Origin of the sequence: Seohaeicola zhoushanensis (genome assembly GCF_014656415.1) — a bacterium.
In the GTDB taxonomy this organism is placed as follows: Bacteria; Pseudomonadota; Alphaproteobacteria; order Rhodobacterales; family Rhodobacteraceae; genus Seohaeicola_A; species Seohaeicola_A zhoushanensis.
This window is the reverse complement of record NZ_BNCJ01000002.1, coordinates 324,101-341,046: the sequence shown is the minus strand read 5'-3', so window position 1 is coordinate 341,046 and position 16,946 is coordinate 324,101. Positions and strand designations below refer to the sequence as shown.

The 16,946-nt window shown below is 66.2% G+C and carries 18 protein-coding genes; 7 read left to right on the top strand and 11 right to left on the bottom strand.

Annotated features, from left to right (window positions below; translation table 11 throughout):
• Nucleotides 1-12: 12 nt before the first annotated feature.
• Entirely contained in the window at nucleotides 13-417 is a 405-nt protein-coding gene (locus IE266_RS05695) for a response regulator (protein WP_229863904.1), read from the top strand.
• On the opposite strand, the gene IE266_RS05690 is transcribed toward IE266_RS05695, so the two are convergent.
• From IE266_RS05690 to IE266_RS05675, 4 genes are all read right to left on the bottom strand, one after another.
• Entirely contained in the window at nucleotides 414-1,823 is a 1,410-nt protein-coding gene (locus tag IE266_RS05690; protein WP_189679072.1) for an adenylate/guanylate cyclase domain-containing protein, read from the bottom strand. The genes IE266_RS05695 and IE266_RS05690 overlap by 4 nt on opposite strands.
• A 137-nt stretch (nucleotides 1,824-1,960) precedes the next feature.
• Complete coding sequence (locus tag IE266_RS05685) at nucleotides 1,961-3,058, bottom strand: site-specific DNA-methyltransferase (RefSeq protein WP_189679071.1); 1,098 nt, start codon at nucleotides 3,056-3,058, stop codon at nucleotides 1,961-1,963.
• A 90-nt stretch (nucleotides 3,059-3,148) separates the two neighbouring features.
• Nucleotides 3,149-3,781 carry a ribonuclease HII gene (gene rnhB / locus IE266_RS05680; RefSeq protein ID WP_189679070.1) on the bottom strand — a complete coding sequence of 211 codons (633 nt, stop codon included), beginning with the start codon at nucleotides 3,779-3,781 and terminating at the stop codon, nucleotides 3,149-3,151.
• Between the two features lie 122 nt (nucleotides 3,782-3,903).
• Nucleotides 3,904-4,416, bottom strand: coding sequence for a hypothetical protein (locus IE266_RS05675; RefSeq protein ID WP_189679069.1), 513 nt, complete (start codon nucleotides 4,414-4,416; stop codon nucleotides 3,904-3,906).
• 174 nt (nucleotides 4,417-4,590) lie between these two features.
• Between IE266_RS05675 and IE266_RS05670 the strand changes: the two genes are divergently transcribed.
• The 3 genes from IE266_RS05670 (at nucleotide 4,591) to IE266_RS05660 (ending at nucleotide 5,802) form a co-directional block, all read left to right on the top strand.
• Nucleotides 4,591-4,881 (top strand): hypothetical protein, encoded by a 291-nt coding sequence (locus IE266_RS05670; RefSeq protein ID WP_189679068.1) that lies wholly within the window; start codon nucleotides 4,591-4,593, stop codon nucleotides 4,879-4,881.
• Complete coding sequence (locus IE266_RS05665) at nucleotides 4,853-5,557, top strand: winged helix-turn-helix domain-containing protein (protein WP_189679067.1); 705 nt, start codon at nucleotides 4,853-4,855, stop codon at nucleotides 5,555-5,557. The genes IE266_RS05670 and IE266_RS05665 overlap by 29 nt, the downstream gene beginning before the upstream one ends.
• 62 nt (nucleotides 5,558-5,619) lie before the next feature.
• On the top strand, nucleotides 5,620-5,802 hold the full coding sequence (locus tag IE266_RS05660; protein ID WP_189679066.1) for a DUF3008 family protein: 183 nt from the start codon (nucleotides 5,620-5,622) through the stop codon (nucleotides 5,800-5,802).
• A gap of 5 nt (nucleotides 5,803-5,807) precedes the next feature.
• On the opposite strand, the gene IE266_RS05655 is transcribed toward IE266_RS05660, so the two are convergent.
• The 6 genes from IE266_RS05655 to IE266_RS05630 all read right to left on the bottom strand — a co-directional run bounded on the left by IE266_RS05655 (nucleotide 5,808) and on the right by IE266_RS05630 (nucleotide 12,137).
• Entirely contained in the window at nucleotides 5,808-6,074 is a 267-nt protein-coding gene (locus IE266_RS05655) for a DUF2160 domain-containing protein (protein ID WP_308434574.1), read from the bottom strand.
• A gap of 125 nt (nucleotides 6,075-6,199) precedes the next feature.
• Entirely contained in the window at nucleotides 6,200-6,997 is a 798-nt protein-coding gene (locus tag IE266_RS05650) for a carbohydrate ABC transporter permease (RefSeq protein ID WP_189679064.1), read from the bottom strand.
• Between the two features lie 5 nt (nucleotides 6,998-7,002).
• Entirely contained in the window at nucleotides 7,003-7,866 is an 864-nt protein-coding gene (locus IE266_RS05645) for a carbohydrate ABC transporter permease (RefSeq protein ID WP_189679063.1), read from the bottom strand.
• Between the two features lie 262 nt (nucleotides 7,867-8,128).
• Nucleotides 8,129-9,202 carry an ABC transporter ATP-binding protein gene (locus IE266_RS05640; RefSeq protein WP_189679062.1) on the bottom strand — a complete coding sequence of 358 codons (1,074 nt, stop codon included), beginning with the start codon at nucleotides 9,200-9,202 and terminating at the stop codon, nucleotides 8,129-8,131.
• A gap of 9 nt (nucleotides 9,203-9,211) precedes the next feature.
• Nucleotides 9,212-10,276 (bottom strand): ABC transporter ATP-binding protein, encoded by a 1,065-nt coding sequence (locus IE266_RS05635; RefSeq protein ID WP_189679061.1) that lies wholly within the window; start codon nucleotides 10,274-10,276, stop codon nucleotides 9,212-9,214.
• A gap of 124 nt (nucleotides 10,277-10,400) precedes the next feature.
• Nucleotides 10,401-12,137: an ABC transporter substrate-binding protein gene (locus tag IE266_RS05630; protein WP_189679060.1), complete on the bottom strand. Its 1,737-nt coding sequence runs from the start codon at nucleotides 12,135-12,137 to the stop codon at nucleotides 10,401-10,403.
• 149 nt (nucleotides 12,138-12,286) lie between these two features.
• Here IE266_RS05630 and IE266_RS05625 point away from each other — a divergent pair, with 149 nt between their 5' ends.
• From IE266_RS05625 to IE266_RS05615, 3 genes are all read left to right on the top strand, one after another.
• Nucleotides 12,287-13,078, top strand: coding sequence for a DeoR/GlpR family DNA-binding transcription regulator (locus tag IE266_RS05625; protein ID WP_189679059.1), 792 nt, complete (start codon nucleotides 12,287-12,289; stop codon nucleotides 13,076-13,078).
• Nucleotides 13,053-14,630 carry a glycerol-3-phosphate dehydrogenase gene (gene glpD, locus IE266_RS05620; protein ID WP_189679058.1) on the top strand — a complete coding sequence of 526 codons (1,578 nt, stop codon included), beginning with the start codon at nucleotides 13,053-13,055 and terminating at the stop codon, nucleotides 14,628-14,630. Before IE266_RS05625 ends, glpD begins: the two co-directional genes overlap by 26 nt.
• Nucleotides 14,631-14,804: 174 nt before the next feature.
• Entirely contained in the window at nucleotides 14,805-15,866 is a 1,062-nt protein-coding gene (locus tag IE266_RS05615; RefSeq protein ID WP_189679057.1) for a glycerophosphodiester phosphodiesterase family protein, read from the top strand.
• A 63-nt stretch (nucleotides 15,867-15,929) separates the two neighbouring features.
• Here the strand turns inward: IE266_RS05615 and IE266_RS05610 are convergent, their stop codons facing one another.
• On the bottom strand, nucleotides 15,930-16,769 hold the full coding sequence (locus IE266_RS05610; protein WP_189679056.1) for a universal stress protein: 840 nt from the start codon (nucleotides 16,767-16,769) through the stop codon (nucleotides 15,930-15,932).
• Between the last annotated feature and the right edge of the window lie 177 nt (nucleotides 16,770-16,946).

Genomic DNA, 16,946 nt, shown 5'->3' with positions numbered 1-16,946 from the left:
AGGAGAGCATCTTTGCCCCAGACCAGCGGCAATGCGTCCGTGCGCACCTGCCTGATCGTCGAGGACAGCACGTATGATCAGCGGATGATGGCCCGCACCGTTCGCGCGGTGATGTCGCCGGTCGAGGTGCGTTTTGCCGCGACGCTGGAGGAGGCGCGGCTGGCGCTGGCGACCATCCGGGTCAGCTTCATCCTGCTCGACAACAACCTGCCCGACGGCAAGGGCGCCAATTTCGCGATGGAGCTGGCGCAGGATGCCCGTTACGGCAGGATCCCGGTGATCATCGTGTCGGACTGGCCCTCGCCCTTCATGTGGGAGAAGGCCGCGCTGGCCGGGGTGCGCAAGGTGCTGATGAAATCGGACTTCACCGCCTCTGCCTTCACCTCGGCGCTGCCGAGGCAGATCACGCTGCATTAGTTCGGTCTGAGCGCCGCCTCGGGGCGGGACAGTGTCCAGACCGTCACCATCTCGTCCAGGCCCCGCACGGCCTGCGGTTCCTGCCGGAACAGCCCTTCGAGCGCCGGGTCGCCCGGCCCCGCCTGCCCCTCGGCGCGGATGCGCATCTGGTCGCTCAGGGCTATTTCGGCGACCAGCGGGCGGGTCAGCTTCTCGATCCGGCTGGCCACGTTGACCGTATTGCCGAGCACCGCGAATTCCAGCCGGTTGGCGCCGATGTCGCCCAGCACCACGGGGCCGAAGTGAAGCCCGAAGCTGCCCATGATCGCCGGTTCGCCCGCCGCCACGCGTTCGGCGTTCCAGCGCGCCAGTGACTCGCGCATCGCCCGCACGCAGCGCAGGGCGCTGATCGCGTCCAGCTCCGAGGGCACCGGCGTGCCGAAGGTCGCCATCATCCCGTCGCCGAGATACTTGTCGAGCGTGCCGCCGTGGCGGAAGACCTCGGCCTCCATCCGGGCGTGGAAGTTGCGCAGGGTGGCGATGACCTCCTGCGGGTCATGGGTGGCCGCGTAATGGCTGAAGCCCACGATATCGACGAAGAGCACCGCCGCGTCGTGGGTTCGGGTCTGCTTGAGCGGCTCGTCGTTCTGGGAGAGCTGCTCGACCACGTTGGGCGAGAAATAGCGCGACAGGTTCTCGCGCTCGCGTTCGAGCTGGGCGGTGCTGAGCAGCAGCCGGCTGAAGCGGCGCACGGTCATCGCCAGGATGAAGCTGACCAGCAGGAAGATCACGATCTCCTGCACCCTGAGGTCGACCTGCAGCGCGTTCGGGTCGAGCATCCGCGCCATGATCGGATGGTCGACCAGCGCGTCCTGCACCGCTGTGCCCAGCGCGGGGATCTGGCGCCCGAAGAGCCAGACGGCCAGCGCCACCAGCCCCCAGAGCGCCGAGGTCCACCAGCCGAAGGCCAGGATGGTGCGCCAGGAATAGGCCAGCGTGCCGGCGGCGAGCAGCACGTAGAAGTAGTCGAAGCCGCCGAAGCGGTGGATCATGGCCGAGGGCCAGTCCTCGGGGGCGAAGGGGTTGGGCACCGCGATGATGAAGGTCATCAGCAGGATGTCGAGCATCAGCACGCCAAGTTCGCGCCGCGACCGCCCGACCACGCCGACCCGGCGCTGCAGCCAGCCGACGCCGGCCATCGCCAGCAGCAGGACCTCGTAATAGAGCATGTCCCAGCGCGGGTTCAGGAAGGGCAGCATCACCGCCACCACCGCCAGCGCGATCCAGCGTGCCCGCACGGCAAGCTCCAGCCCCTCGCGCTTGTGCCGCTCCAGCACCGCCTCGGTGTGGCGGTTCAGCGTGCCGGTGTCGATGATGGGTTCGTCGAGATCCCGGAAGATCGAGAAGGGATTGGGTATGCGTGCCATCCGACGCCCCTGCGCTGCTGCGTTCCTCTAGATAGGCATCCCGCGGCGGCATTCCATAGAAAAAAGCCCCGCCGAACAGGCGGGGCCAGGTGAGTGCCACGTGTCAGGCCACAGGCACCGGCGGTAAACTGTCCGTATCAGTTCATTTCCGAGCGGATCTGCTGGCGCAGCACGTCGATCGGGACGTTCATGCCGTCCTTGCGGAAGCTCCAGTAGGTCCAGCCGTTGCAGCTGGGCGCGCCTTCGAGATGGGCGCCGACCTGGTGGATCGAGCCGCGCACGTCCGAGCCGATCAGCGTGCCGTCGGCGCGCACCTTGGCGACCTGGCCGCGCGGCGAATAGAGCGCCTCGCCGGGGCGCAGCAGGCCGCGCTCGACCAGCTGGCCGAAGGGGACGCGGGGTTCGGCACGTTTGGAGGTGGTGACCGTCAGCGCCTCGCGGTCGAACTTGCGCACCTTGGCGATGCGGGCAGCGGCGGCCTCGCGGTAGGCGGCCTCGCGTTCGATCCCGATGTATTCGCGGCCCAGCATCTTGGCCACGGCGCCGGTGGTGCCGGTGCCGAAGAACGGGTCGAGCACCACGTCGCCCGGGTTGGTGGTGCCGACCAGCACGCGGTGCAGCAGTGCCTCGGGCTTCTGCGTCGGGTGGGCCTTGTCGCCGTTGGCGTCCTTGAGGCGTTCATGCCCGGTGCAAAGCGGGATCACCCAGTCCGAGCGCATCTGCACGCCTTCGTTCAGCGCCTTCAGCGCCTCGTAGTTGAAGGTATACTTGGCACCCTCGTCGCGGCTGGCCCAGATCAGCGTCTCGTGCGCGTTGGTGAAGCGTTTGCCGCGGAAGTTCGGCATCGGGTTCGACTTGCGCCAGACCACGTCGTTGAGCAGCCAATAGCCCGCGTCCTGCAGCGCCGTGCCGACGCGGAAGACGTTGTGATAGGAGCCGATCACCCAGATCGCGCCGTTCGGCTTCAGGAGCCGCCGCGCCGCCTTGAGCCAGGCGCGGGTGAACTGGTCGTAGGCCTCGAAGCTGGAGAACTGGTCCCAGTGGTCGGTGACCGCGTCGACATGGCTGTTGTCGGGGCGATGCAGGTCGCCCTTCAACTGGAGATTGTACGGAGGATCGGCAAAGATCAGGTCCACCGACGCCGCCGGCAGGCTGTTCATGACCTCGACGCAATCGCCGTCAAGAATCGAGTTCAGGGGGAGCGCGGCTGCGCTCTTGTCTTTGGTCTTCGTCATCTTCTGCCTCTGTCCCGGACGCTTTGTTGCGCTCTCGTGGTTGGGCTCAGGATGATTCATGACCGAATCGGCGTCAAATTCTTTTTTGAATCAATCAGTTATGGTTTGGCCTTGATACAAGATATTGTGGACAGGTTTGAACGAACGCCTATGATGTGGGGTAACACCCAAGTCGCTCAGTGCCTGAGTGTGACATTTTGTTGGGTATCCGGCATTCTTCTCCCAGCCGTAGCCCGGATGCTGTTGCGCCAAATCCACCATGATGGCGTCGCGCACCGTCTTGGCCAGGATCGAGGCGGCGGCGACCGAGAGCGAGCGCGCATCGCCCTTGACCACAGCCTGCGCGGGTATGGTCAGCCCGGCGGGCAGCAGGTTGCCGTCGATCAGCAGGAAGTCGGGTGCAGGGTCGAGCAGGGCGACGGCGCGCAGCATCGCGAGATGGCTGGCGCGCAGGATGTTGATCTCGTCGATCTCGGCGACGCTGGCATGGGCGACGCCGACCTGCGCGCAGTCCCGGATCGCCTCGGCCAGGGCATCGCGGCGGCGGGCGGTCAGCTTCTTGGAGTCGTTCAGCCCCGCCGGCAGACGCGCGAAGTCGAGCACCACCGCCGCCGCCGTCACCGGCCCGGCCAGCGGGCCGCGGCCGACCTCGTCGACCCCGGCGATGCGGAGGAAGCCGCGCTCCATCGCGGCGCGTTCAAGGCTGTCGTCAGGTGTGCTCATGCCCCTTGCAGAGCGCAATCCGCCCGCCGGCGCAAGGGGCGGCGCCTTTGGGCAAAGGAAAAGGGAGGGCCCGCGGACCCTCCCCTTCCGACGGCGCATACCGGCGCGCCATCTCCGCAGGCTTAAAACCGTGCCGTGCGGTATCCCTTCTGGCTCAGGCAGAACGGTTCGTAGCCGATCCGCGAACGGCCCCGATCGGTGTGGAAGCCGTATTGGCAGACGTTGGGCAACGAGTTGGCATAGGCGTAGGTGTTGTTCATGCAGGCGTGGCCGAAGAGCTGGACGGTCCGCCCGTCGACGCGGAAGTTGCGCAGGCAGCTTTGAGGCAGGTCATAGCGCGAGACCTGCGGCGGCAGCGGGCGCGGGTAGGTCGGGCGGGTCGGGTGCGAATAGATCGGCGGACGCCCCGGCTGGCCGTAGATCGGGGGGCGGCCCGGTTGGCCATAGATCGGCGGCGCGGGGTAATGGGTGGTCGCCCGGTCGTTCTTGTCGTCGATCGCCTTGGCGATCAGCGCGAGCGCGGTGAACCCGATCAGAGCCTTGGCGATGTCGTCACCATCCGCACGGGCGGGGGCACTGAAGCCGGCAACCGCAACGGCGGCCGAGACGATGAGCGTGATGAACTTGCGGTGCATGGGACGTTCCTTTCGAGGTTGGCATGTCGGTGTCCGATCACTCTCGACCGGCGATGTCCCAACCCTGGCCCCAGGTGCTCCGGACAGGCAATATCGCCCCCCTGTTATCCGATATCAGCGGCGCAAAGGCCTGTTGTCATTGAATATCCGGGCCCGCCGGCGCAGAGTGGCGGCATGAAGCACATCATGCGAAATCTCATCCTCGCCGCCGCGATGGCATTGGCCCAACCGGCCTTTGCGGCGGACTGCTATGCCGATTACAAGGCCAAGCAGGGCAACCCGATGCGCCTGCATTACGGGGTCATGCAATTGCAGGGGGCGTGCCAGAAAAGCGCGGCCCAGGCCGAAGTCTCTGCCCGTCTCGCCGCTCAGGGCTGGACGCTTCTGAACGTGGTTTCGGTCTTCGGCCCCGAGGGGCTGGACCAAAGGAGGGCCAATGCCGGAGAGTTCTTTCTCCGCTTCTGAGGCGCGGCGGTCCGGCAACCGGACCGTCACCCTCGGGATTGCGGCCATCGTGCTGATCCTGGCCGCCGCCGGGGCGATGCTGCTGCTCGCCCTGCCCGACGCCAATGCCTTCAACGCGCGGGTCGAACAGCTGTTCATCGAGAACGACGCGCTGACCGGGCAGGCCGAGATCAAGCTGCTTGAGATCCTGGCGCAGTCGGGCACGGCCTTTTCCGAGACGCTGTCGGGCTATCGGATGATCATCTTCGTGCTGATGCTGTTTGCCACCGCCGCCGTGGTGGCTGCGCTGGTGCTGCTGGTCATGCTGGTGGCGATGAACCGCCAGATGGGCGAGATCGAGCGGCAGGGGATCCAGGTCAACTCGCTGCTGATCAGCCGGGAAGAGAACACCGTCTATCTCAACAACTTCGGCTTCAAGCTGACGGCGGCGGCGATGGAGACTCTGGCGGTGCTGGCCGAGGCGCGGCTGGACGACGACGTGTTGTCGGGGGCCGAGATCGAGTCGGTGATCTCGGGCAAGGACGCCGCCGATTGCGACGAGGCGGCGGGCGCGACCCGGATCAAGCGGCTGCGCGACACGCTGGGCAACCAGATGGTGAGCGAGTTGCTGGTCAAGAACATCGCCCGGCGCGGCTATATGCTGGCGATCGACAAGGATGTGATCCGGATGATCTGACCCGGCGGGAACCCCCGCCGGGCACTGCCGGTTGTTCTCCTGTCAAAATCGGGAGAGAGACCATGAAAGCCCAGTCCAAGGCCCAGCAGCGCGCCGCCGGCGCGGCCCTGTCCGCCAAGCGCGGCGAGACGGACAAGAGCGAGTTGCAGGGGGCGTCGCGGGATATGTTCGACTCGATGACCGAGGCGGAGCTGGAGGAGATGGCCTCGACCCCGCGCAAGGGCAAGCCCGAGCGCAAGGGCTGAGGCGGTCAGACCTTCCAGAAGCAGAACACGCCCCAGAGCACGGCCAGAGCCAAAGGCGTCCACAAGAGTGCGTCGGTCAGGCCGAGCCAGGCCAGGAAGATGTAGACGGACCCCAGCAGCGTGATGAACAGCCGGTCGCCCCGCGTGGTGGTCAGCCCGAGGATGCCGCGCCGTTCGGCCCCTCCGGGCCAGCGGATTTCCAGCACCACCAGCACCGCCATCGCGGCGAAGATGCCGATGAAGAGGGCGGCAGTGGCCGCCGTCCAGGCCATCCAGGTCCCGCCCCAGAGCGGATCGGTCCAGGAAAAGCCCTTGGGCTCGGCCTGCTTGGCGACATTGCCCCAGCCCTGGGCAAAGGCGGTGCCGGGCAGCAGCAGGAAGGTCAGGAGATAGCGCATCACACCCTCCCCAGGGCAAAGCCCTTGGCAATGTAGTTGCGCACGAACCAGATCACGATGGCGCCGGGAATGATCGTCAGCGTCCCCGCCGCTGCCAGCAGCCCCAATTCGTAGCCCGCCGAGGAGGCGGTCTTGGTCATCGTCGCGGCGATCGGCTTGGCGTAGACGGCGGTGAGGGTCTTGGCGAGCAGCAGTTCGACCCAGGAGAACATGAAGCAGAAGAAGGCCGTCACCCCCACCCCCGCCTTGATCGTCGGCAGGAAGATCGTGGTGAAGAAGCGCGGAAAGGAATAGCCGTCGACATAGGCTGTCTCGTCCAGCTCCTTGGGCACGCCGCCCATGAAGCCTTCGAGGATCCAGACCGCGAGCGGGATGTTGAACAGGCAATGCGCCAGCGCCACCGCGATATGGGTGTCGAACAGGCCGACCGCCGAGTAGAGCTGGAAGAAGGGCAGAGCGAAGACAGCCGCCGGGGCCATGCGGTTGGTCAGCAGCCAGAAGAACAGGTGCTTGTCGCCCAGGAAGCGGTAGCGCGAGAAGGCATAGGCCGCCGGCAGCGCCACCACCACCGAGATCACCGTGTTCAGGGACACGTAGAGGATCGAGTTGATATAGCCCCAGTACCAGGTCGGATCGGTGAAGATCGTCCGGTAATTTGCCAGCGTGAAGGTCTGCGGGAAGAGCGAGAAGCCCGAGAGGATCTCGTTCGTGGTCTTGAAGCTCATCGCCACCAGCCAGTAGATCGGCAGGAGCAGGAAGAGGATGTAGACCAGCGGGATGAGGTGGCGTTTCTGCATGGGGCTCACCTTTGGTCGTCGCGCGTCATCAGCGTGTAGAACAGCCAGCTGACGAAGAGCGTGATGGCGAAGTAGATCAGCGACATCGCCGCCGCCGGGCCGAGGTCGAACTGGCCGAGGGCGATCTTGACGAGGTCGATACTGAGCAGGGTCGTCGAGTTGCCGGGGCCGCCGCCGGTAAGGGTGAAGGGCTCGGTATAGATGTTGAAGCTGTCCATGAAGCGCAGCAGCACCGCGATGGTCAGCACGGTGCGCATCTTCGGCAGCTGGATGTAGCGGAAGACCTTCCAGGGGCTGGCGCCGTCGATCTTGGCGGCCTGGTAATAGGCGTCGGGGATCGAGACGAGACCGGCATAGCAGAGCAGCACCACCAGCGAGGTCCAGTGCCAGACGTCCATCACTATGATGGTGATCCAGGCGGCAATGGGCTGCTGGGTCATGTCATAGGGGATGCCCAGCACCTCGTTCAGGAAATAGCCCATCAGGCCGATGCCCGGCAGGGTGAAGATGTTCCACATCGAGCCGACGACGTTCCAGGGGATCAGCATGGGCAGCGCCATGAGGACGAGGCAGACCGGCACCCAGAAGCCCTTCTTCGGCATCGAGAGGGCGATGACGATGCCGAGCGGGATCTCGATGGCGAGGATCATGCCTGTGAAAAGGAACTGCCGGCCCAGCGCGGCGTGGAAGCGTTCGGAGCGGAGGAGCTGCTGGAACCAGCCCAGGCCCTCCCAGAAGAACTGGTTGTTGCCGAAGGTCTCCTGCACCGAGTAGTTGACCACCGTCATGATCGGCACCAGCGCGTTGAAGGCGACGAGCAGGAGCACGGGGAGGACGAAGAACCAGGCTTTCTGGTTGACGGTCTTCATGATTGGCTTCCCCTCATTGCAATGTCGGAACTTTGCTCCCGCCCGGAATCAAGCCGAAGGCGCCGGGCGAGCGCGTCGCCATTGTCGCTCGGACCAATGGCGCTCCAATGGCGACCGTCCCGGCGGGCTGGCGCTTTGTCGACGCCGGGCCAGGCCACAGGACGGGGAGGAACGTGGCCGGCATAAAGCGCGCCGTTCAATCGTTGCGGCGCCATCCCACGGGCAGGCGCCCGCCCGGCTTGCGCAAGTCGCGCCCCGCCCCTCATCGCCCCGCCTCCGTCGCCAGCCAGCCGTCGGCATAGAGCCGCGTCTGGTCCGGCCGGAACGCCAGCGACACCACCTCGCCCTGCGCCGGGACCGGGCCCTCGACGATGGCCGAGACGCGGGTGTCGCCCACCATCGCCTCGACCACCGCGTGGCGGCCAAGGTCGGCGACCTTGCGCACCCGGCCCTCGAGCCCGCCGGGGGCGAGGCTCACGAACTCGGGGCGGATGCCGATCTCGGTCCTTGCGCCGGTGCCGGTGATCCGCCCCTCGAGCGGCACCTGAACGCCGTTGAAGAAGGCCGCGCCGTCGCGCACCTCGCAGGGCAGCACGTTCATGCCGGGCGAACCGATGAAATGGCCGACGAAGGTATGGGCCGGGCGCTCGAACAGTTCGACCGGCGTGCCGATCTGCACGATCACGCCGAGGTCCATCACCACCACCTGGTCGGCGAAGGTCAGCGCCTCGGTCTGGTCGTGGGTGACGTAGATCATCGTCGCCCGCACCCGGTGGTGCAGTTCCTTGAGCTTGGAGCGCAGCTTCCACTTCAGGTGCGGGTCGATCACCGTCAGCGGCTCGTCGAACATCACCACGTTGACGTCCTCGCGCACGAGGCCGCGCCCCATCGAGATCTTCTGCTTGTTGTCGGGCGAGAGGTGCGACGCGCGGGTGTTCAGCATCGCCGTCACTTCCAGCATCTCGGCAATCGCGGTGACGCGCCTGGCCACCACGTCCTCGCTGCGGCCGCGGTTCCTGAGCGGGAAGGCGAGGTTGTCGTAGACCGTCATCGTGTCGTAGATCACCGGAAACTGGAACACCTGCGCGATGTTGCGCCGGTCCGGCGGCAGGCGGGTCACGTCGGTCTCGTCGAACAGGATCCGCCCTTCCGAGGGCGCCAGCAGCCCCGAGATGATGTTGAGCAGGGTCGACTTGCCGCAGCCCGATGGACCGAGCAGCGCATAGGCGCCGCCGTCCTCCCAGACGTGGTCGATCCGTTTCAGCGCATAGTCGTCCTCGGCCGCGGGGTTCGGAAGGTAGCTGTGCCGCAGATTTTCCAGCGTGATCTTCGCCATTCCGCCCCCTCAGGCCGCAAGGGCGCCATCGGGCGCGAAATAGAAGCAGCGCGAGGCGTCCATGAAGAACTGGTGGTCGCGCCCGACTTCATAGGGATGCACCCCCGGCGAGAGCGAGACCCAGCTGCCGCCCGGCAGGCTGAAATGCGCGCTCGATTCCGAGCCGGAGAGCTCCGTCACCAGCACCGTGCCGGTCATCGGCACATCGGCGCCGCGGTCGCGCACCGGCAGGACGTAGTTGGGCCGCACCGCGACGGTATAGTCGCCGTCGCGCAGGTCTGCCGCCGCGCCGGTCAGCTCCCAGGAGATCGCGGACCCCATGTGCGCGCGGCTGCCGCGCTTGGTGATCGGGGCGGTGTTGATCGGCGGGTTCGAGAAGACCTGCGCCGCCGCCAGCGAGCCGGGGCGGCGATAGATGCCGGCGGTGGGGCCGAACTGCACGACCTGGCCGTCCTGCATCAGCGCCGTGCGCCCGCCGAGCATCAGCGCCTCTTCCGGTTCCGAGGTCGCATAGATCACCACCGCGCCGCGACCCGCGAAGAGGTCGGGCAGCTGGTCGCGCAGCTCCTCGCGCAGTTTGTAGTCGAGGTTGGCGAGCGGCTCGTCCAGGAACACCGCCTGGCTTTCCTTGACGATGGCGCGGGCCAGCGCGGTGCGTTGCTGCTGGCCGCCGGACAGTTCCTGCGGACGGCGCTTGAGCATCGGCGTCAGCTGCAAGAGCTTCGCCGCCTGCTCGACCCGGCCCTCGATCTCGGACCTGGCCATGCCCGCCACCTTCAGCGGCGAGGCGATGTTGTCGAAGACGCTCATATGCGGGTAGTTCACGAAGAACTGGTGCACGAGGCTGATGTTGCGCTTCTGCGTCGACAGATGCGTGACGTCCTTGCCGTTCATCCGGATGGTGCCGCTTGCCGCCGGGTCGAGCCCGGCCATCAGCTTGATGAGCGAGGTCTTGCCCGCGCCCGTCTCGCCCAGCAGCACGTTGAACTGCCCCGGCTTCAGCGTCAGCGTCACCGGCTTGATATGGGTCACCGCGCCGACGCGCTTGGTGACGTTTTCCAGCTCGATGGTCATGATATCTCCCCCCCTTCGCGCGCCCCTGCCCCCGGCGCGGTCTTCGGTTGTGGACCAGGGCCCCACGAAGGGGGCCCCGGTGGTTCGGGCCGGCGAGAGGACCGTCCGGCCCGAGGAACGGGCCTTACTTCGACCAGCGCGCCACGAGTTCGTCGTAGTTGACGGTCTCTCCCGGCGGCTTTTCGTTGTCGAGCTTGGCGTGCGGGCCGTTCGGTTTGCCGAGCCATTCGGACGGGTCCTTCGGCTCGTTCAGGCGCGGGCCGCAGCCGCCGTAGACATTTGCCGCCTCGTCGGCCTGCTGCATCCGGGCCATGGTGATGTCCATCTCCTCGGCCAGGCGGTCCATCGCCTGCTGCGGGGTGAAGGCGCCGGAGTTCACGTCACCGATCTGCTGCCACCAGATCTGCGCCAGCTTCGGATAGTCGGGCACGTTGATGCCGGTCGGCGACCATGCCACGCGGTCGGGCGAGCGGTAGAACTCGACCAGGCCACCCAGCTTCGGCGCGCGCTCGGTGAAGCTCTCGTGCCGCACGGTGCTGTCGCGGATGAAGGTCAGACCAACGTGGCTCTTCTTGACGTCGACGGTCTTGGAGACGACGAACTGCGCATAGAGCCAGGCGGCCTTGGCGCGGTCATCCGGGGTGGACTTGAGGAAGGTCCACGAGCCCACGTCCTGGTAGCCGACCTTCTGGCCTTCCTTCCAGTAGGGGCCATGCGGGCTGGGCGCCATCCGCCAGAGCGGCATGCCCTGGTCATCGACGGTGTTGTTGCCTTCCGACTTCGGCTTCACCATGTCGGCGGTGAAGGCGGTGTACCAGAAGATCTGCTGGGCGACGTTGCCCTGGCTCAGCGCCGGCAGCGACTGGTAGAAGTCATAGGAGGCCGCGCCCGGAGGCGCATACTTGCGCAGCCACTCGTCCCACTTGGCAATCGCGAAGACCGCCGCCGGGCCGTTGGCCTCGCCGCCGCGGCTGACGCTGGCGCCGGCCGGGTTGCAGGAACCGGCTTCCATGCGGATGCCCCATTCGTCGATCGGCACGCCGTTCGGCTCGCCCGGCGAGCCGGCACCAGCCATCGAGAGCCAGGCGTCGGTCATCCGCCAGCCAAGGTCGGGGGCGCGCTTGCCATAGTCCATGTGGCCGTAGATGCGGGTACCGTCGATCTCCTTCACGTCGTTGGTGAAGAACTCGGCGATATCCTCGTAGGCCGACCAGTTGACCGGAACGCCGAGGTCATAGCCGTATTTGGCCTTGAACTTGGCCTTGATCTCTTCGTTGTCGAACCAGTCCTTGCGGAACCAGTAGAGGTTGGCGAACTGCTGGTCGGGCAGCTGGTAGAGCTTGCCATCGGGCCCGGTGGTAAAGCTGGTGCCCATGAAGTCGGCCAGGTCGAGGCCGGGGTTGGTCACGTCCTTCCAGTCGCCGGCCATCTGGTCGGTGAGGTTGTAGGCCAGCTGAAGCCGGGCGTGGGTGCCGATCAGGTCGCTGTCGTTGACGTAGCCGTCATAGAGATTGCGCTGGGTCTGCATCTGGGTCTGCACCGCCTGGACGACCTCGCCCTCGCCCAGGATCTGGTGGTTCACCTTGATGCCGGTGATCTCTTCGAATGCCTTGGTCAGAACTGTCGATTCATAGCTGTGCGTCGGGATGCCTTCGGAGAGCACGTTGATCTCCATCCCGGCAAAAGGCTTTGCGGCGTCGATGAACCACTGCATCTCGGCCTTCTGTTCGTCCTTGCTGAGCGCGGACGGCTGGAACTCGTCATTGATCCACTTCTCGGCCGCAGCGGCGTCTGCATATGCGGCATTGCTTCCCGCAACCACGGCTGAGACCGCAACTGCGGAGAGAAGATACTTTCGCATCTCACACCTCCCTGTGTTTCGTTTATGCGCAAGTGACCCTGCGTCGCCTTGCTTAAACGAACACAAACGAAAGTCAAACGAATGTTCTTCTTGGAATATGCGCGCTTTTGCCCCTATACGAGCGTTAAGAATTGCGCTTTGGACAGGGTATGGAACTGAGCGGTCGCCAGCAGGAAATTCTGGAATCTCTGCGTGTTGAGGGACACGTGGAGGTTGAGGCGCTGGCGAATCGATTCAACGTCACCAGCCAGACGATCCGGCGCGACCTGGGCGAACTTTGCGACATCGGACTGGCCGCGCGCACCCATGGCGGGGCACGCAAGGTGGCCTCGGTGGCGAATCGGCAGTATCACGAGCGCCGGATGCTGAACGGCCCCGAGAAGGAGGCCATCGGCGCGCTGGCGGCGGGGCTGATCCCGAACGATTGCTCGCTCTGCCTGAACATCGGAACCACTACCGAACAAGTCGCCCGGGCGCTGACCCGGCACAGCGGGCTGGTCGTCGTCTCGAACAACATCAACATCATCAACCAGCTCATGGGCACCCGTGTGCGCGAGCTGATCCTGGTGGGCGGCGCGGTGCGCACCACCGACGGCGCCATCGTGGGCGAGGACGCGGTCGAGTTCATCTCGCGCTACAAGGTCGATTTCGCGGTGATCGGCGCCTCGGCGCTGGATACGGACGGGGCGATCCTCGACTACGACAGCCGCGAGGTTTCGGTTGCGCGCGCGATCCTGCGCAATTCGCGCACCCGCATCTGCGTGGCCGACAGCTCGAAGTTCGACCGCACCGCGCCGGTGCGCATCTGCAACGTCGCCGAACTGGACTATTTCGTCACCGACAAGCGCCCCCCGCGCGGCTTCGTCGAGGCGGCGCTGCGCGGCAATACCCAAATCATTTCACTGGAAGATCAAGATGAACACGGCAGTCTCTCCGCCTGATCCCGCGGGTGCGGTCTGCGATGTCTTCATCATCGGCGGCGGCATAAACGGCTGCGGCATCGCCCGCGACGCCGCCGGGCGCGGCCTCTCGGTGACGCTGGCCGAGATGAACGACCTGGCCTCGGCCACCTCCTCGGCCTCGACCAAGCTGTTCCACGGGGGCCTGCGCTATCTGGAGTTCTTCGAATTCCGCCTGGTCCGCGAGGCGCTGCGCGAACGCGAGGTGCTGCTGCGCGCGATGCCGCATATCAGTTGGCCGATGCGCTTCGTGCTGCCCTATTCGGGCGACATGCGGTTCGAGAGTGACACGCCCACTTCGCGGCTGATGACGCTGTTCATGCCCTGGATGAAGGGCCGCCGCCCGGCCTGGCTGATCCGGCTGGGACTGTTTCTCTACGACAACCTCGGCGGGCGCGAGATCCTGCCGGGGACCAGGTCGATCCGGCTGCAGGGCACGCCCGAGGGCGCGCCGCTCGAGGACCGTTTCGAGCGGGCCTTCGAGTATTCCGACTGCTGGGTGCAGGACTCGCGCCTCGTGGTGCTGAACGCCCGTGACGCCGCCGAGCGCGGCGCGCGTATCCTGCCGCGCACCCGTGTCGTCTCGGCCCGGCGCGAGGCCGATCTCTGGCATGTCCACCTGCGCCGCGCGGATGGCAGCGAGGAGACCGTCCGCGCCCGCACGCTGGTCAATGCCGGCGGGCCGTGGGTTTCCGAGGTCATCCACAACACGCTGAAGATCAACTCGTCGGAGAACATCCGCCTGGTGCGCGGCAGCCATATCGTGACGCGCCGGCTTTTCGATCACGACAAGTGCTATTTCTTCCAGGGCACCGACGGGCGGATCATCTTCGCCATTCCCTACGAGGACGACTTCACGCTTATCGGCACCACCGACAACGACCACCCCGACCCGGACGTGGCCCCGGTCTGCACGCCCGAGGAGGCCGATTACCTGCGTGCCTTCGCCAATGGCTATTTCAAGACCGACATCCGCGCCGAGGACATCGTCTGGACCTATTCCGGCGTGCGCCCGCTTTATGACGACGGGGCCTCCTCGGCCACGGCGGCGACCCGCGAATACGTCCTGAGCCTGGACACCGCCGGTGCGCCGCTGCTGAGCGTCTTCGGCGGCAAGATCACTACCTATCGCAAGCTGGCCGAGGCGGCGATGGCGCGTATCCTGCCGTTCTTTCCCGGCACCTCGGGCGAATGGACGGCCCGCGCAACGCTGCCCGGCGGCGACTTTCCGGTCGATGGCGCGCCGGACCTGGCCGAGGGGCTGCGCCACGACTATCCGTTCCTCACCGAGCAATGGGCGCGCCGGCTGGTGCGCACCTATGGCACCGAGGCACGGGCCTTCCTGGGCACCGCCACCAGCGCCGCCGACCTCGGGCAGGATTTCGGCGCCACGCTCACCGCGGCCGAGGTCGACTGGCTGAAGGCGCGGGAATGGGCGCAGACCGCCGAGGACGTGCTCTGGCGGCGCACCAAGTTGGGGCTGCACCTTGGGTCGGACGCCGCCGCGCGGCTCGAGGCCTACCTGAGCGCCTGAACGGTGCGCGCGGCAGCGCCGCCGGGCGTGGTTCTCCCTGCCCCTCCCCGGCTGTCACAATAAATTAATATATTTTTCTCAAACCTTTAATCGTCCCGTCACATGGCAACCGTACTGCCCTATTGCGACCATGTTCCGGCCGCATTTTAGCCAATATCCAAGACAGGATTTCCCATGTACCGCACTTTCCTCGCCGGCGCTGCCGCGGCCGCGCTGCTGGCCGCCCCGGCCCTTGCTGCCTCGTACAACACGCTCTCCGGCGAGACCCCGCTGGTCATCGCCCACCGTGGCGCCAGCGGCTATCTGCCCGAGCACACCCTGGCCGCCTATGAACTGGCGATCCGGATGGGCGCCGACATCGTCGAGCCCGACCTGCAGACCACCAGCGACGGCGTCCTGATCGCCATGCACGACAGCACGCTGAACCGCACCACCAATGTCGAGACCGTGCTGGGGATGCGCAACGGCGGCTACAAGGTGTCGGACTACACCTATGCCGAGATCCAGCAGCTGACCGTCGAGCCTGCGTCCTCGACCGCCTCGACCTCGTACCCCGGCTATACGCCGACGATGGCCGACCCGTTCAAGGTGCCGACCTTCGCCGAGGTGATGGCCTTCGTGAACGCGCACAACACTGCCAGCGGCGACGACATCGGGATCTATCCCGAGGCCAAGACGCCGAACAGCACGGCGATGAACCAGCAGATCCTGAACGAGATGAAGGCCGCCGGTTTCGACGCGCCGGAGGATCACGCAATCCTGCAGACCTTCAGCCATGCCGGCGCGCGCGAGCTGGCCGAGTTGCAGGCGCTGATGGGCATGGACAACACCATCGCGGCGCTCGGCTATGCCCGGCTGACCGATGACGGCTTTGGCCTGCTCGACGCGACCACCGGCCAGGTCAGCCTGCTGAGCGACCTCGCCGTCTTCGCAGATGGCCTGGGCGTGAGCCTGTCGGGCAGTGCGATGGGTGCCGAGTTCATCCAGGCCGCACATGCCCTTGGCATGACGGTGCATGGCTGGACCTTCAACAAGAGCAACCGGGACGATGCCTACGCCCAGTACGAGTTCTGGGTCGATGCCGGCATGGACGGGATCTTCACCAACTACACCGATCTCGCCGTGGACTACCTGGCCGAGCGCAATGCCGTGTCGGAAGTTCCGCTGCCGGCCGGTCTGCCGCTGCTGCTGGCCGGTCTCGGCGGTTTCGCCGTGCTGCGCCGCCGCAGCGCCTGAGCGCAGTCAAGGGATACGGCCGCCCCCGCCGGGAGCGGCCGTGTTCTTGCCAAGCCTGATGGCTCAATGCGCCAGGAAGACCGGCACCGCAGCCTTTTCGAGCATGTTGCGGGTTGCGCCGCCAAGGATGGCCTCGCGGAAGCGCGAGTGGCCATAGGCGCCCATCACCACCAGGTCGGCACCGGTATCGCTGGCGTGGCGGTTGATTACGTCCGAGACCCGGTTCAGCGTCTTGGAGAGCACGTCGATCTCGCAGGTGACGCCGTGGCGTGCCAGCATCTGGCCCAGCAGCCCGCCCGGATCGGAGCGTTCGGGGCCGTGCGCCGGCGGGTCGATCACCACGATGCGCACAACCTTGGCGGTCTTGAGGAAGGGCAGTGCCTTGCGGATGGCGGTCATCGCCTCGGCGCTTTCGTTCCAGGCGACCAGCACGGTTTCCGGCTCGGGTTTGACCGCGCCGGTATCGGGCACCACCAGCACCGGGGCACGGCCTTCGAACAGCGCCGCCTCGACCACCGCCTCGACCTCGGGGCCGCGATCCTTGCCATAGGGTCGGGGCAGCACGACGAGATCGGCGAAGCGGGCGTGGAAGCCGACGTGACGGCCGATGTCAGCGAGCTGCACCACGCCCTTGTCACTGGCCCAGCGCGCGCCGGTGCGGCCCAGGGTGGCGTTCACGTGCTCCTGAATCTCGGCGGCTTCGGCATGGGCGCGCTGGAGCGTCTCCTGCAGGACCATGGCGTTGGCGCCGGCGTAGTAATAGCCGGTCTGGGTCCGGTCCACGCCCAGGCAGAGCGCGTCGGCATGGGCATCGCCGGCCTCGGCGAGCGTTGCCATCGCGGCCAGCGGCGCATCGGCGAACCGAAGGTCGGTGACCACACTCAAGAGCGATTTGTAAGCCATTCTGATCCTCGCTGAATGATCCCTGGGCAAGCGACAAATTGGGGTGCCCTACAACTTTTACGGTTTCAAAGCTGACATATCGGGGGCAGAAATGTTTTGATGCAGATCAAGGTTTTCCGGCGCAGGGTCCTGCATCAAGCCACCATTCCGAATCCGTCCGGGTGGCAGAAGAACCGC